At 53.7% G+C, this 14,617-nt stretch carries 16 protein-coding genes; 14 read left to right on the forward strand and 2 right to left on the reverse strand.

The window, feature by feature from the left end; translation table 11 throughout:
- Positions 1–37: 37 nt before the first annotated feature.
- From trxB to infA, 4 genes are all read left to right on the forward strand, one after another.
- Positions 38–973: a thioredoxin-disulfide reductase gene (gene trxB / locus AAC019_RS03035; protein ID WP_339897078.1), complete on the forward strand. Its 936-nt coding sequence runs from the start codon at positions 38–40 to the stop codon at positions 971–973.
- A gap of 138 nt (positions 974–1,111) precedes the next feature.
- On the forward strand, positions 1,112–1,891 hold the full coding sequence (aat, locus tag AAC019_RS03040; protein ID WP_339897080.1) for a leucyl/phenylalanyl-tRNA--protein transferase: 780 nt from the start codon (positions 1,112–1,114) through the stop codon (positions 1,889–1,891).
- Positions 1,892–1,903: 12 nt separating this feature from the next.
- Positions 1,904–2,611: an arginyltransferase gene (locus tag AAC019_RS03045; protein ID WP_339897081.1), complete on the forward strand. Its 708-nt coding sequence runs from the start codon at positions 1,904–1,906 to the stop codon at positions 2,609–2,611.
- Between the two features lie 184 nt (positions 2,612–2,795).
- A complete protein-coding gene (gene infA / locus AAC019_RS03050; RefSeq protein ID WP_041523034.1) occupies positions 2,796–3,014 on the forward strand; it encodes a translation initiation factor IF-1 in 219 nt (72 codons plus the stop codon).
- Between the two features lie 204 nt (positions 3,015–3,218).
- On the opposite strand, the gene clpA is transcribed toward infA, so the two are convergent.
- Positions 3,219–5,489: an ATP-dependent Clp protease ATP-binding subunit ClpA gene (clpA, locus tag AAC019_RS03055; protein ID WP_339897082.1), complete on the reverse strand. Its 2,271-nt coding sequence runs from the start codon at positions 5,487–5,489 to the stop codon at positions 3,219–3,221.
- Between the two features lie 134 nt (positions 5,490–5,623).
- Entirely contained in the window at positions 5,624–6,013 is a 390-nt protein-coding gene (gene clpS / locus AAC019_RS03060) for an ATP-dependent Clp protease adapter ClpS (protein ID WP_339897114.1), read from the reverse strand.
- A 539-nt stretch (positions 6,014–6,552) separates the two neighbouring features.
- Between clpS and cspD the strand changes: the two genes are divergently transcribed.
- The 10 genes from cspD (at position 6,553) to AAC019_RS03110 (ending at position 14,513) form a co-directional block, all read left to right on the forward strand.
- Positions 6,553–6,777, forward strand: a complete 225-nt coding sequence (gene cspD, locus AAC019_RS03065; protein WP_339897083.1) for a cold shock domain-containing protein CspD — start codon at positions 6,553–6,555, stop codon at positions 6,775–6,777.
- 98 nt (positions 6,778–6,875) lie between these two features.
- Positions 6,876–7,559, forward strand: a complete 684-nt coding sequence (locus tag AAC019_RS03070) for a pseudouridine synthase (RefSeq protein WP_339897084.1) — start codon at positions 6,876–6,878, stop codon at positions 7,557–7,559.
- On the forward strand, positions 7,556–8,005 hold the full coding sequence (locus tag AAC019_RS03075) for an NUDIX hydrolase (RefSeq protein ID WP_339897086.1): 450 nt from the start codon (positions 7,556–7,558) through the stop codon (positions 8,003–8,005). Before AAC019_RS03070 ends, AAC019_RS03075 begins: the two co-directional genes overlap by 4 nt.
- Before the next feature lie 47 nt (positions 8,006–8,052).
- The gene (mnmA, locus tag AAC019_RS03080) at positions 8,053–9,165 is read left to right on the forward strand and encodes a tRNA 2-thiouridine(34) synthase MnmA (RefSeq protein ID WP_339897087.1); all 1,113 of its coding nucleotides are present in this window, start codon (positions 8,053–8,055) and stop codon (positions 9,163–9,165) included.
- Positions 9,166–9,207: 42 nt separating this feature from the next.
- Positions 9,208–9,843, forward strand: a complete 636-nt coding sequence (hflD, locus tag AAC019_RS03085) for a high frequency lysogenization protein HflD (RefSeq protein WP_339897088.1) — start codon at positions 9,208–9,210, stop codon at positions 9,841–9,843.
- A gap of 148 nt (positions 9,844–9,991) precedes the next feature.
- On the forward strand, positions 9,992–11,356 hold the full coding sequence (gene purB, locus AAC019_RS03090; RefSeq protein ID WP_339897090.1) for an adenylosuccinate lyase: 1,365 nt from the start codon (positions 9,992–9,994) through the stop codon (positions 11,354–11,356).
- Between the two features lie 46 nt (positions 11,357–11,402).
- Complete coding sequence (locus tag AAC019_RS03095; protein ID WP_339897091.1) at positions 11,403–12,584, forward strand: cupin domain-containing protein; 1,182 nt, start codon at positions 11,403–11,405, stop codon at positions 12,582–12,584.
- Positions 12,585–12,612: 28 nt separating this feature from the next.
- On the forward strand, positions 12,613–13,164 hold the full coding sequence (locus AAC019_RS03100; protein WP_339897092.1) for a GNAT family N-acetyltransferase: 552 nt from the start codon (positions 12,613–12,615) through the stop codon (positions 13,162–13,164).
- Positions 13,165–13,180: 16 nt separating this feature from the next.
- Entirely contained in the window at positions 13,181–13,681 is a 501-nt protein-coding gene (locus AAC019_RS03105) for a hypothetical protein (protein ID WP_339897093.1), read from the forward strand.
- Between the two features lie 37 nt (positions 13,682–13,718).
- Complete coding sequence (locus AAC019_RS03110; protein ID WP_339897094.1) at positions 13,719–14,513, forward strand: hypothetical protein; 795 nt, start codon at positions 13,719–13,721, stop codon at positions 14,511–14,513.
- Positions 14,514–14,617: the final 104 nt, after the last annotated feature.

The raw sequence follows: 14,617 nt of genomic DNA on the forward strand, positions 1-14,617 counted from the left end.
TATTGTCGCCTGAATTTTTTAACAAGGACTTCTGCACATGAGCCAACCCAAGCATCACCGCTTAATCATCCTCGGCTCCGGCCCCGCCGGTTACACTGCTGCCATTTACGCGGCCCGTGCCAACCTCAAGCCTGTGATTATCACCGGCATGCAACAAGGCGGTCAGCTGACTACCACCACCGACGTAGAAAACTGGCCAGGTGGTGTGGCCGACCTGCAAGGCCCGGATCTAATGGTGCAAATGCAGCAACACGCCGAGCGTTTTGACACCGAGATCATCTTTGACCACATTGATGAAACCGACCTGAGCAAGCGCCCCTTTACCCTCAAAGGCACCGAAACTTACACCTGTGACGCGTTAATTATCGCCACTGGCGCCTCTGCACAGTACCTCGGCTTACCTTCTGAGCAGGCATTTATGGGCAAGGGTGTAAGCGCTTGTGCAACTTGTGACGGCTTTTTCTATCGCGATCAAAAAGTAGCCGTAATCGGCGGCGGCAACACAGCCGTTGAAGAGGCGCTGTACCTGTCCAACATTTGTAGCGAAGTTACTCTGGTACACCGTCGCGATAAGCTGCGCTCGGAGAAAATTCTGCAAGATAAACTGTTTGCCAAAGACAACGTTAAAATTTTGTGGAACCACACTTTGGACGAAGTGCTGGGTGACGGCTCGGGCGTAACCGGCTTAAAGCTTAACAGCACCACAGGCGAAGAAGCTAAACACCTTGATGTCGCCGGCGTGTTTATCGCCATTGGCCACAAACCAAATACCGGGATTTTTGACGGCCAACTCGACATGAAAGACGGTTACATCAAAATCAACAGCGGCCTGGAAGGCAATGCGACGGCCACCAGCGTACCGGGTGTATTTGCCGCGGGCGATGTCTCTGACCACGTCTACCGGCAGGCAATTACCTCCGCAGGTTTCGGCTGTATGGCCGCCCTGGATGCTGAGAAGTTTTTGGATGACTAGCCCTTAGCAACGAGCTACAAAAACGGCGGAATTTTCCGCCGTTTTTTTTGGTCCTAACGGTGGGTTTTTGCCGTACATTGCCAGGTAAAACGCACACCGGCCTGCCACCGCACAGCGCTTTTATGATTAAATACCCGCGTGATACAACTACCTTGGCTAGACCCAGAATCTCTTGAGTTTCCGCCTTTAGAGATGGCACTCACCAACCCCGACGGTTTACTAGCCGGCGGCGGCGACTTGCGCCCGGAGCGTTTAGTACGCGCCTACCGCCGGGGCATTTTTCCCTGGTTTGACGACGATCAACCGATTCTCTGGTGGAGCCCTAACCCGCGCTCTGTAATTCGCCCCGAGTACGTACACATCTCTAAATCCATGGCTAAAGCGCTGCGCAAAACAACCTATCGTGTCACCTGCGATACGGCGTTTACTCAGGTGGTAAGCCAGTGCGCGGCACCGCGGGCAAAAACCGATGCAACCTGGATTACCGGGGATATGCTTGACGCCTACCGCCAATTACACGAACGCGGCATTGCCCACTCGGTCGAAGTCTGGGATCAAGAACGTCTAATCGGCGGCCTGTACGGTTTAGCGCTAGGACGGGTATTTTTTGGCGAGTCTATGTTTGCCAAACAAAGTAACGCCTCAAAAATTGGCTTTATTACGCTGGCGCAACATTTAGCCTCGTGGGGGTTTACCCTGATCGACTGTCAGGTCAGCAGCGACCATTTAAACAGTCTGGGCGCCTATGAGATGCCCCGCGCCGAGTTCGCCGAACAACTGCGCCAGTTTATCGGGCACGGTGATGCCTCCTGCTGGCCAGATAAAATTGGCGAACTTGTTATAGCTCAGGGGCAGACAAAGCACGACATTTCCTCTACAGTAAATAAGACCACCACACACGGGACACCGACGGATTAAAGTGGGTACCGCATGAGTGATTTATCAAGCTTAAAGTTGTTTGCCACCGCCCCCCACCCCTGCAGCTATTTAGAGGGCGAGGAGGCGACCACAGTTTTTATCGACCCCCAAGCTGACGTCGACGCGGAGCTCTACAGCGAGCTGTCAGAGTTAGGCTTTCGCCGCAGTGGCGGCCACCTTTACCGCCCGCACTGCGTTAATTGTCAGGCGTGTATTTCGTGCCGTATACCGGTGAATCAATTTCGCCCCAGTCGCAGCCAAAAGCGCTGCGCCAAGCGCAATCAAGACCTCACTGTCACCGTTATCGACAACATCAATACCGATGAGCACTACGCCCTTTACGAGCACTATATTAATACCCGTCATCGCGACGGCGACATGTACCCGCCTACGCGAGAACAATACGAAACCTTCTTAAGCCGCGAGTGGGGTGTCACGCGCTATATCGAATATCGCAGCGGCGAAAAGCTGGTGGGTGTCGCTGTGTGTGACGAGCTCATCGATGGCTTATCAGCGGTCTATACGTTTTTCGCCGGTGACCTGGCGCCCCGCAGCCTGGGCGTATTCGCCATACTCGTACAAATCGAGCAGGCTAAGCGTATGGGGTTATCCTACGTGTATCTCGGCTACTGGATTCGCGAGTGCCGTAAAATGGCCTACAAAACCCAATACCGGCCCCTGCAAATGCTGGTCAACAAGCGCTGGGTTCAGATCAAATAAGCGTTATACCCTCTTAAATCGCTCTATCTCCCTCCAGTTTGGCTAAAATATCGCCCCCGCCCTTGGCTAACGCGTCTATTTCAGGCACAATTGCCGGCTTTTCGTGGCCGTGACAATATCTCGTGCCCGTAGCCGCGTGTTTAAGACTGATACGTGTTTGAGACCAAATTGAGGAATCTGCCGAATGGCAAAAGAAGACAACATTGAATTTGAAGGCGAAGTGATCGATACCCTGCCGAACACCACCTTTCGGGTAAAGCTGGAAAACGGCCATGTGGTAACCGCGCATATCTCTGGAAAAATGCGTAAAAACTACATCCGTATTTTGACCGGCGATAAAGTCAAAGTAGAGATGACCCCTTACGACTTGACCAAGGGTCGCATCACCTACCGCGCGCGCTAAGTTAGCAGCGCCCGCCGGTACATCAACCGGCACAGACAAAGCCTCGCCGATGCGGGGCTTTGTCGTATCTGGCCATTCGCCAGGGCCTGTCAACACCACGGGTAACATGCAGTCGCTGGCGGCTCCGCGCGACGGTGCCCAATAGCAAAATCCCGGCAAGCGCCGGGATTTTGCTCAAACATGACGCCTGCCGTAAAAGGCAGCCTAGGGGCTTACTTGATAGTCAATCTCCAGAGCTTTGCCATCGTCCGTTACCGACACAGAGACGGTTCCGCCACCGGCCAACTCACCAAACAGCACCGCTTCGGCAAGAGGCTTTTTGAGCTTCTCCTGAATTAAGCGAGCCATGGGGCGCGCACCCATTTTTTCATCGTAGCCGTTTTCGGCCAGCCATTTACGCGCCGCAGGCGATACCTCCAGGGTAACCTTCTTATCATCAAGCTGTGATTGCAGCTCCGTTAAGAACTTATCGACCACTGTCTCAACCACATTTAGCGGCAGCGCGCCAAATTGTACGGTGGCATCCAGGCGGTTTCTAAACTCCGGCGTAAACATCTTTTTAATCGCCTCTTTACCGTCGCTGGAATGATCCTGCTTGGTAAAGCCAATGGAGGTGCGACTTACGTCTTCCGCACCAGCATTGGTGGTCATAATCAAGATAACGTTACGAAAATCCGCCTTGCGGCCATTGTTATCCGTGAGCGTGCCGTGATCCATAACCTGCAACAACAGGTTAAACACATCCGGGTGCGCTTTTTCGATTTCATCCAGCAGCACCACACTGTGAGGAGCTTTAGTCACCGCATCGGTTAACAAGCCGCCCTGATCGAAGCCCACGTAACCCGGAGGGGCACCAATCAAACGCGATACTGTGTGCCGCTCCATGTACTCAGACATATCAAAACGAATCAGCTCGACGCCAAGACAGGTGGCCAACTGGCGACTCACCTCGGTTTTACCCACCCCGGTGGGCCCGGCAAACAAGAATGACCCTATCGGCTTGTCTCCCGAGCGCAAGCCGGCACGCGCCAGTTTGATCGCGGTCGACAAGGTATCAATGGCCTCATCCTGGCCAAAAACGGTCATTTTCAGGTTGTCATCCAACTTGCGCAGCTGCTCAAGATCAGACGAAGAGACACTCTTGGGAGGAATGCGGGCAATTTTCGCGACCACGGCCTCAACATCGCCCACCCCCACGGTTTTCTTGCGCTTACTCGGGGGCTGCAACTGCTGATAAGCACCGGCTTCATCGATCACATCAATGGCCTTATCGGGCAAGAAACGATCGTTAATATAGCGCTCGGCCAACTCGGCCGCTGCACGTAATGCCGGGTCGGTGTAGCGCAGGCCGTGATGCTCCTCAAAGTTTTTCTTGAGTCCTCTCAGAATTTGATACGTCTCATCAACACTTGGCTCGTTGACATCGACCTTTTGAAACCGGCGCGACAACGCGCGATCTTTTTCAAAAATACCGCGATACTCTTGATAGGTGGTGGAGCCCATGCAGCGCAGCTGCCCTGAACTAAGTAGCGGCTTGAGCAGGTTAGAGGCGTCCATCACACCACCCGACACCGCACCCGCGCCGATAATGGTGTGGATTTCATCGATAAACAAAATGGAGTGCTCTTGCTTTTTAAGCTCGCTCAGCAAGCCTTTAAAGCGTTTTTCAAAGTCGCCGCGATACTTAGTGCCGGCCAAAAGCGCGCCCATATCGAGCGAATAGACAACACTCTCGGCCAGCGCATCGGGCACCTCACCATCGACAATACGCCGCGCTAAACCTTCGGCAATAGCGGTTTTACCCACGCCGGACTCACCCACCAATAGCGGATTGTTTTTACGCCGGCGCGACAGAATTTGCGCTACACGCTCCAACTCTAAGGCACGGCCAATTAACGGATCGATGCGACCGCTCAGAGCCTGCTCATTTAAGTTTGTGGCGTAGTTTTCAAGCGGGCTTTGCGAGGGCTGCTCTACCCCTAGCGAATCTTCATCGACACTGTCGTGTGAGGGCTCCTCACTGCCGTGCTCGTGCCCCGCCACTTTTTGGATGCCGTGAGTGATGTAGTTAACGACGTCAATACGGGCGATGCTCTGCTGCTTGAGATAATAAACAGCCTGGCTCTCTTGCTCGCTAAAAATGGCCACCAGCACATTCGCACCGGTTACCTCTTGCTTGCCCGAAGACTGCACATGGAAAACCGCACGCTGCAAAACACGCTGAAACCCCAAAGTTGGCTGAGTCTCGCGGTCTTCTTCATTTTCCGGTAACAATGGCGTGGTTGAATCAACAAACTCGATCAACTCGCGGCGCAGCGCTACCAAGTCAGCGCCACAGGCACGCAACACCATCGCCGCCGACTCATTATCGATGAGCGCCAGCAATAAATGCTCCACCGTCATAAATTCATGACGCTTGCTACGGGCACCTTTAAACGCCATGTTCAGGGTGACTTCAAGATCTTTACTCAGCATCAATAGTACCTCTCAATCAGGAGCTTACAATCAGGGCGCGGCGTCATTAACGCCGCGCTCCAAGCACCAAACTCTCAGGCGGCACAAAACGCACCTGCCTGATGTTACTTACTGCCTCTAGCTAGCCACCGCGATTATTCATCGTCTCCTTCAGTCGCCTCTATCTCGCATACCAGTGGATGCTCGTTATCTTTGGCGAATTGATTCACCTGAGCAGCCTTGGTCTCGGCAATATCGCGGGTATATACCCCGCAGGTCGCCCGACCTTCTGTGTGAACCGTTAGCATTATCTGTGTTGCTTTTTCACGATTCATGCCAAAAAACACTTCAAGCGTCTCAACCACAAACTCCATTGGCGTATAGTCGTCATTGAGCATAATAACCTTATAACGTGAAGGCCTTTTTAGCTCTGGCGGTGCGTCTTGCACCGCCACATCTTCATCGTAATCGCCGCCGTAATCGTCGTCAGAGCTCTGACCGCGCCATTGATTTAATGTTAGACGAATGTTTTCAAACTTTCCCATAGTCATAGATGGTTTTGACCGTAAATATTGACTTTGTCAGTGCACATTTTACAGCGCGCAAGCGCCAAAACCTCATTGTACCCCATCGACCCAAACACAGCCTAAAACCCCACCGGCAACAAAGCGGCCATATTTTGCCACGCGATACGCTTGACAAGGCCTAAGCGGTCGGCTAAAAAGCTAGTTGCTGCTCAAAATTTCGCCACAACACTTCGCCACAACAATGAAAACCTATATAACTTAAGTAATCTTGCGAGAGTTAAGTAGCGCCGGCAGCGTTTAAGCAAACTACACAATAACAGCAGGATCGCAACTTCAGGGCAAATGACCTTTGGCAGCACCTGTACCAGAGGCTAACCGACGACAATAAATACCTGGTTAGCTAAAGTACGGCGCGACAACCCGTTTTAGATGCATACCTTAGCCAAATACCTAAAACCGGGCTTGCTTTGCCAGTGATCGTTGCACTGACCTCAATATAATAATGGAGTGAGGGCTACTCGAGCCGAACACTCGTTAGATAAATAAGGAATAACAATATGCCCACAGGCACAGTCAAATGGTTTAACAACGCCAAAGGCTACGGATTTATCCTCCCTGATGAAGGCTCCGAAGACCTTTTTGCCCACTATTCAGCCATCGAAATGGAGGGCTACAAAACCCTCAAAGCCGGTCAAATCGTCTCGTTCAACATCTCTAAAGGCGACAAGGGCTTACACGCGATAGACATCAATTTACCGCAGTCGGGCACCCACACCGGCTGACACGGCCACACTCCGGGCTTCTCAGTCAGGTCTCTCGCGCCGCGGCTTACGCTGCGGTACACTGCCCCTCGAAACTCAGCCGGGCGTACCCTAACTATATGGCCAAATTGGTACTTTTCAATAAACCCTATGACGTTTTATGTCAGTTTCGGGACGATAGTGGCCGCGAAACCCTGGCAAAGTACATTCAAGACAAAAACGTATACCCGGCTGGACGGCTGGACCTGGACTCAGAGGGCCTGCTGTTACTGACCGATGATGGCGCCCTCCAGCATCAAATTACTCATCCGCGACACAAGCTCGCCAAAACTTACTGGGTTCAAGTTGAAGGCGCGCCTGACAGCGAAGCTCTTAGCGCTCTGCGTCAGGGCGTGTTACTAAACGATGGCCCAACCCGCCCGGCAACGGTTAAAAAGATTACCCCGCCCGCGCTATGGCCGCGCTCTACCCCGGTGCGAGAGCGCAAAAACATTCCTACGCAATGGCTGGCCATCACCATCACTGAAGGGCGAAACCGACAGGTTAGGCGTATGACGGCGGCAGTAGGCCATCCGACCCTGAGACTCGTCAGGGCCAGTATTGGCGACTGGCAGCTGGGCGAGCTGCAGCCTGGCGACTCTCGCTCGCTAATTGTACACATGCCCACCCCGACTAAAGCCAATACAGGCGGCGCAAAAACCAAACCTAAGCAAAACCGCCGCCCTGACAGGGCAAATCTTGGCCGCCCCAGCTCAACAGCCAACAAACAAAACCGCCCCAACAGTAAGCGCCCCCGTACATGACACGATTCTTACCCCACGTTACCGTCGCCTGCGTTATCCCCCGCGATGACCAATTCTTACTGGTACGCGAGCTTATCGATGGCGAGGAGAAACTCAACCAGCCCGCCGGCCACCTGGAGCCTGACGAAACCCTGCCCCAGGCAGCCATCCGCGAAACACTGGAGGAGACCGGCTGGGGCATAACCCTTACCGGCGTGGTTGGCGTTGATTTGTATAAAGCCCCGGGCAACGGCGAAACCTATGTGCGCACCACATTTATCGGCAGCCCGGTACAACACCACCCAGAGCTAGTACTGGATGAGGGTATTATCGGCCCGATCTGGCTTACCCGCGAACAGATTGCCGAGGCTCGCGACAAACTGCGCAGCCCCATGGTATTGAGCGTTATCGATGATTACCTCACCGGGCGCCGATTTGGGCTGGAGGTTGTGGCCGTAGACAGGTAAAATGCCCGCCTTCGGAACTACCGCCCACCCAAGCGCCTGGTCTTTACATGACAACCTCTAGCGACAGTAAAAACGCCCCTTTAGTGATCGTCGGCATGTCCGGCGGCGTGGACTCATCCGTATCAGCTCTGTTGTTACAACAACAGGGGTATCGGGTTGAGGGGCTGTTTATGAAAAACTGGGAGGAGGACGACGGCACCGAGTACTGCACCGCCAAAGAAGATTTAGCCGACGCGCAAAAAGTGTGCGACACACTGGGCATTAAACTGCACACCGCCAACTTTGCCGCCGAGTACTGGGACAATGTGTTTGAGCATTTTTTAGCCGAATACAAGGCCGGACGCACACCCAACCCCGACATTCTGTGTAACCGCGAGATCAAATTCAAAGTCTTTATCGAGTACGCCGAGATGCTCGGCGGTGAGCTGATTGCCACTGGCCACTATGTACGGCGCGCCGAGCGCGATGGCCACACCTATTTATTACGCGGGCTCGATAACAATAAAGACCAAAGCTACTTTTTGCACGCCGTAGGCGAAGCTGAGTTTGCCCGCACACTGTTTCCGGTAGGCGAACTGGAAAAACCAGAGGTGCGCCGCATCGCCGAGCAGCACAACCTGATTACCCACAGTAAAAAAGACAGCACCGGTATTTGTTTTATCGGTGAGCGGCGCTTTAAAGACTTTTTGCAGCAATACCTGCCGGCCCAGCCGGGGGATATTGTCACGGCCGATGGCTCCGTGATCGGCCAACACGCAGGGCTTATGTATCACACCATTGGTCAGCGCCAAGGGCTGGGAATTGGCGGCGTTAAGGGCGCGCCCGACGAGCCCTGGTTTGTGATCGCCAAAAACCTCGAACACAACCAGCTGTTAGTGGCACAGGGCACCGACCACCCATTGCTGTACACAAATTTTTTAGGTGCCGGCCAGGCGCATTGGATCAATGGCAACCCAACAACTGATACACTCCGCGTAACAGCAAAAACCCGTTACCGACAGGCTGATCAAGCCTGTGAGGTAACGCTGCTGCCAAACAACCGGCTAGCGGTAATCTTTGACGAACCACAACGCGCCGTCACCCCCGGGCAATCCGTCGTCTTCTATCAAGGTGATATTTGTCTTGGCGGTGCGGTCATCGAGTACAGTGAGAACCGCTGATCAACTCCGCCCCTTTGCAACATTAATCTAAGGCACATCCCATTGGCTAAGGTACAAAACTGGCAAGACGTAACATTGGCTGCCGCCGGTATTTTGCAGGCATCTGCTCTGGTGGATCAGCTCGCGCGCACAGGGTTTGTACCCAGTGACGCCTACGAGTGCAGCATCAACAGCTTGCTCGACTTAAACCCGCCAGATACCCTAAGCGTGTACGGCGGCCGGCCCGAGAATCTACGCCTGGGGCTGGAAACTCTGCGCGACTTACTGCTGTCTAGCCGGCAACTGCAAAACAATACCGTGCGCTATAGCGCCGGCATCCTGCATTTGCAGGGACGTTTACGCAAGCGCCGCGATATGCTGGGCGTGCTCTCAAGCCGACTTAAACAAGCCTCACAACAGGCGCTGCACTTTGGCCCCACCCACGAAAACGTCATCGCCAATCTGGCCGATATTTACAGCGATACTCTCAGCAAGTTTCGTTTTCGAATTCAGGTCTCGGGTGACCCGGGGTATTTGCAGCAACAGCGCGTTGCCAATCAGATACGGGCACTGCTGCTCGCCGCGATCCGCTCGGCCACACTCTGGCGGCAGCTGGGGGGCACGCGCTTACACTTGGTATTACAGCGCAAACGTATACTGGCCGAAACCGAGACACTACTGCGTAACCTGCGCGTATAAACTGACTGAAAAAACACCGCTTTTCCGGTATCATAGCGCCCCTATTTTACCGGAGTGCTAGCCGATGTTTGTAAACGGCTAGTAAAGGCTGGCAACTATGTCGGCCCCTAGCCCATTAACTCAATCTGACTAACCTGTGAGATCATCCATGGAACTTTCCCCGCTGAGTGCTGTGTCACCCGTCGATGGCCGTTATGGCAGTAAAACCAACGCCCTGCGCCCCGTTTTTAGTGAATTTGGTCTGATTCATTGCCGTGTAGAGGTGGAAGTACGCTGGCTGCAGCGCTTGAGCGAGCTCGACGGCGTTACCGAAGTGCCCGCCTTTAGCGAAGCCACTCACGCGCAGTTAGACGCCATCGTTACCCAGTTCAGCGAAGCCGATGCCCAGGCGGTTAAAGACATCGAGGCAACCACTAACCACGATGTAAAAGCCGTTGAATACTTCCTCAAAAAGAAATTTGCCGGCAATGCCGAGCTTGAAGCCGTACTAGAGTTTGTTCACTTTGCCTGCACCAGTGAAGACATTAACAACCTGTCACACGCATTAATGCTCAGCCGCGGTCGCGACGTACTGCTGAGCGACGCCAACGCTATTAGCGACAACATTGCCAAATTGGCGCACGATTACGCCGCTGACCCAATGCTGTCACGCACCCACGGGCAAACGGCCTCGCCTACAACCGTAGGCAAAGAGATGGCCAATGTCGTAGCGCGCCTGCGCCGACAACTGATACAAATCGAGCAAGTTGAGCTACTGGGCAAAATTAACGGTGCCGTGGGCAACTATAACGCGCACCTTTCGGCCTACCCCGACGTCGACTGGCAAGCCAATGCCGAAACCTTTGTCACCTCGCTCGGCTTGAGCTGGAACCCCTATACCACGCAAATCGAACCGCACGATTACATCGCTGAGCTGTTTGACGCCATCGCGCGCTTTAACACCATCCTGATCGATTTTGACCGCGATGTGTGGGGCTATATCTCGCTGGGTTACTTTAAGCAAAAAACCATTGCCGGCGAAGTGGGCTCGTCCACCATGCCGCACAAAGTTAACCCCATCGACTTTGAAAACTCCGAAGGTAACTTAGGCATCGCCAATGCCATTTTCAGCCATCTGGCGCAAAAGCTCCCTATTTCACGTTGGCAGCGCGATTTAACCGACTCTACCGTATTGCGCAATATGGGGGTTGGCTTTGGCTACAGTCTGATCGCCTACGCCTCCACCTTAAAGGGTGTCGGTAAACTCGAAATTAACCGCGCACGCCTGGCAGAGGATCTGGACAATAGCTGGGAAGTGCTGGCCGAACCGATTCAAACCATCATGCGCCGTTACGAGGTTGCCGAACCTTACGAGAAGCTCAAAGCGCTTACCCGCGGCCAAACCATTACCCGCGACGTGCTGGCCGAGTTTGTCGAAACGCTGGATATTCCGGAACACGCCAAACAAACCATACGTGAGCTGACCCCAGCCAACTACATCGGCAACGCCACCGCGCAAGCCAAAGCAATTTAACCCTGTCAGCCGGCCCTTTGGGCCGGTTTTGCGTTAAGGTGTCCGCATGTCTTTAGCCACACCGGCTCTTGCCCAACTGGGCGAGCTTTCTATTAATGAATTTCTTAAGCGCTTCTGGCAGCGCGAAGCAGTCTTTCTGCCTCAAGCTCTGCCGGGCTTTCGCTCGCCTCTCAGCCCTGATGAGCTGGCAGGATTAGCCCTTGAGGAAGAGATCGAGTCGCGCTTAGTACTTCACTCTGAAGCCGCCCCATGGCAGTTAAAACACGGGCCGTTTACCGAACAGGACTTTGCCAAGCTACCTGCCGAACGCTGGAGCTTACTGGTACAAGCGGTAGACCACTGGGTACCCGAGGTGGCTGAGCTACTCGAGCGGTTTCGTTTTATTCCCAATTGGCGACTCGATGACGTTATGGTGAGCTATGCCCCCACCGGCGGGAGCGTCGGCCCCCACTTCGACTATTACGATGTATTTTTAGTTCAGGGCGCCGGCTGCCGTGAGTGGCAGATTGGCCAGCACTGCGACAGCCACAGCGAGCGACTCGCGGGTACCGAGCTAAATATTTTAAGCGAATTTAACCCCTGCGCCACTTACACTGCCAAACCGGGCGACATCCTTTACATCCCACCCGGCACCGCCCACTGGGGTACGGCACTGGACGACGACTGCATGACCTTCTCAATCGGCTTTCGTGCGCCTTCAGAGGCCGACATTATCGGTGAGTTCGCGCAACACATCGGCACATCGCTAAGCAATGACGAGCGCTATAGAGACAGACAAATAAGCGCCACGGAAACACCCGGAGCAATCGACGTCGAGGTGATCCAACAAATTATTGGCTCATTAAGTAAGCACCTGACGCAGCAGAATGTCGCCCAGTGGTTTGGCCGCTACATGACCGAAGCCAAGTACCCGCTAGAGCAATCACCCTTTACAGTAGATGAAGCAACCTGGCAGGCCTGGTTGACACAAGAGCTACCAGCCGAACGCGAACCAGCAGCTCGCTTTTGCTATTTTACCGATGAGTCAGGCACAACCTTGTTTGTCGACGGGCATGCATACCCGTGTCACTCTGCCCTGGCCGAGGCCCTGTGCAACCGGTGCCACTGGCCCCTGACAGAGCTTGCATCACTGTGCCCTACTACAGCCGACCAGGCTTTACTACAGCAACTGGCAGCAGACAACAAAATAGTGATTGAGCCGACCCCAGAAAACATCGACGAGTCTTAGGGCGGCGCGATCAAAGCTGAGCACTTGTATGAAACCGACAACCCAACTTCAGTGCTACACCGTTACTTGGGGCGAGGCCGCCACCGCGCTGCGTAATATTCGCCGACGCGTGTTCATTGAGGAGCAAAAGGTACCGCCCGAGCTTGAGTGGGAGCCGGCCGACCAAACGGCAACGCACTTTCTACTCTGCGCCAAGCCGGGCACGCAATACACCCACGATCAAGCCATCGGTTGCGCTCGCATACTCAGAGAAACCCACGGGGATGAAATACGTTTTCACATTGGTCGGGTGGCGGTATTACTCGAGTGGCGAGGTAACGGCACAGGTACCGGGTTAATGTGTGAGCTGCTTCACTGGTGCCAAAGCCAAACCGACTACACTCACTGTGAGCAAGTATTTTTACACGCTCAGTGCGACGTGATACCGTTTTACGCAACGCTAGGCTTTAGCGCCGTGGGCGATATTTTTTTGGATGCAGGCATTGAACACCGCGCGATGATTTGGCGCGACCCGACACCTATTAACCGGGTTGCTACAACCGCAAAAAGCCTACCCGATCACAACAGCCCTGCAAAATAAACCCAGAGGTGCCAAGGTGCAGCAATCATCAGACACGAGCAACCACCCAACTCTGTTCGATTCGCTGGAAGACAACATTCACCACACCCTTGCGCTTATATCCCGCGCTCGCCGCACACTGTATATTCTTAGCCATCAGCTAGAGGCGCTGGTTTACAATAGGGATGACGTGGTTGCGGCGATTTCGCGGTTTGCGCGGCGCGCCCGAGACTGCCAGGTTCATATTTTGGTACGCGATACCGCCGACCTGTTAGAGCGCGGCCACCAGCTGGCACGACTGCACCAACGACTGCCCAGTAAAGTACAATTGCGCAAACTGACAATCGAACCCAACAACCAGAAAATGGGGTTTATGGCCGCCGACCGCGAGCTATTAATCTACAAAAACGACGACACTCAGGCCGCCGGATTTGCCAACTTCAAGGCCGCTCAAGAGGTGAAAACCCTCGTGGATGAACATCAACGCATTTGGCAGCACGCCATAACCGAGCCGGGATTACGCATCTTACATTTATAAACGCTAACCTTTAGCTCATAGCGACCCAGGTATCACTATGCCCCACTGTAAACGTCTGCGACAAACACTGAGCTTGATATTACTCGCCAGCTTATGGCTATTCAGCGCACACGCGTCCAGCGCTTCTGTGCCAAACAGTGGTGCAGCGAACAACAAAGCTGTGACCGGGCCAACCCTTACAACAAAGTCTTTATCGGTTAAGCACCTGGATATCGCAAAAACGGCCAGGCAACTGGCCCCACTAGTCCCATCACCCGGTCACATAACCTTCCTTAATCAGCACCTTATTGTTTACAGCACAGCGCACAATATCGCCGCCATAGAAGCGCTGCTAGCCGAGCTTGATACGCCACCAGAGGAAATCGTCGTCAGCGTGCGCTATAGCTCACGCATACCGAGCACAAAAGACGCCAACAAAACTAAGCACCATTACCAAACGCCGCAATCACCAGAGAACGCCCCACAAGTGCGCACGCAAACCGGGCGACCAACCCACATCGCGCGATCGCACAAGCGCAACGAGCTCATACCGATTGGCTGGGGAGGCTTTGAGACGCAACAACAATCTCTCAACGGGTATAGCCTTTACGCTACCGTTACGCTTGACGAAGACATCGCGACAATCAGGCTAGCGTCGCATTATGTTAACAGCGACAACATTGAGCAAGACACTTACGATCTGCAAACCCGCGTATCGGGCCCGCTGGGCCAATGGTTAAGCATCAACCCAGACACGCAAGAAACACGCCCCGTAACCGGCAAGCACTACCAGCTACCCGACAATGGCAAAAGGTTGTTCTTAAAGATCGACCGGCTGGATAAGAAGCGATAAACCATTAAATATAGGCTTTATGTGTCTGGCAGTGTAAATATTGCGGATTTTCCCCGGTTAAAGTGACTTTTTTCTTGCTGATCGCTTTTTTATCCTTTATATAT

Origin of the sequence: uncultured Gilvimarinus sp. (assembly GCF_963975215.1) — a bacterium.
In the GTDB taxonomy this organism is placed as follows: domain Bacteria; phylum Pseudomonadota; class Gammaproteobacteria; order Pseudomonadales; family Cellvibrionaceae; genus Gilvimarinus.

What these genes read in the sequence shown, in the direction of transcription:
- trxB (WP_339897078.1), top strand. Translation starts at nt 38, where the DNA reads ATGAGCCAACCCAAGCATCACCGCTTAATCATCCTCGGCTCCGGCCCC.
- AAC019_RS03045 (WP_339897081.1), top strand. Translation starts at nt 1,904, where the DNA reads ATGAGTGATTTATCAAGCTTAAAGTTGTTTGCCACCGCCCCCCACCCC.
- infA (WP_041523034.1), top strand. Translation starts at nt 2,796, where the DNA reads ATGGCAAAAGAAGACAACATTGAATTTGAAGGCGAAGTGATCGATACC.
- clpA (WP_339897082.1), bottom strand. Translation starts at nt 5,489, where the DNA reads ATGCTGAGTAAAGATCTTGAAGTCACCCTGAACATGGCGTTTAAAGGT.
- clpS (WP_339897114.1), bottom strand. Translation starts at nt 6,013, where the DNA reads ATGGGAAAGTTTGAAAACATTCGTCTAACATTAAATCAATGGCGCGGT.
- cspD (WP_339897083.1), top strand. Translation starts at nt 6,553, where the DNA reads ATGCCCACAGGCACAGTCAAATGGTTTAACAACGCCAAAGGCTACGGA.
- AAC019_RS03070 (WP_339897084.1), top strand. Translation starts at nt 6,876, where the DNA reads ATGGCCAAATTGGTACTTTTCAATAAACCCTATGACGTTTTATGTCAG.
- AAC019_RS03075 (WP_339897086.1), top strand. Translation starts at nt 7,556, where the DNA reads ATGACACGATTCTTACCCCACGTTACCGTCGCCTGCGTTATCCCCCGC.
- mnmA (WP_339897087.1), top strand. Translation starts at nt 8,053, where the DNA reads ATGACAACCTCTAGCGACAGTAAAAACGCCCCTTTAGTGATCGTCGGC.
- purB (WP_339897090.1), top strand. Translation starts at nt 9,992, where the DNA reads ATGGAACTTTCCCCGCTGAGTGCTGTGTCACCCGTCGATGGCCGTTAT.
- AAC019_RS03095 (WP_339897091.1), top strand. Translation starts at nt 11,403, where the DNA reads ATGTCTTTAGCCACACCGGCTCTTGCCCAACTGGGCGAGCTTTCTATT.
- AAC019_RS03100 (WP_339897092.1), top strand. Translation starts at nt 12,613, where the DNA reads ATGAAACCGACAACCCAACTTCAGTGCTACACCGTTACTTGGGGCGAG.
- AAC019_RS03110 (WP_339897094.1), top strand. Translation starts at nt 13,719, where the DNA reads ATGCCCCACTGTAAACGTCTGCGACAAACACTGAGCTTGATATTACTC.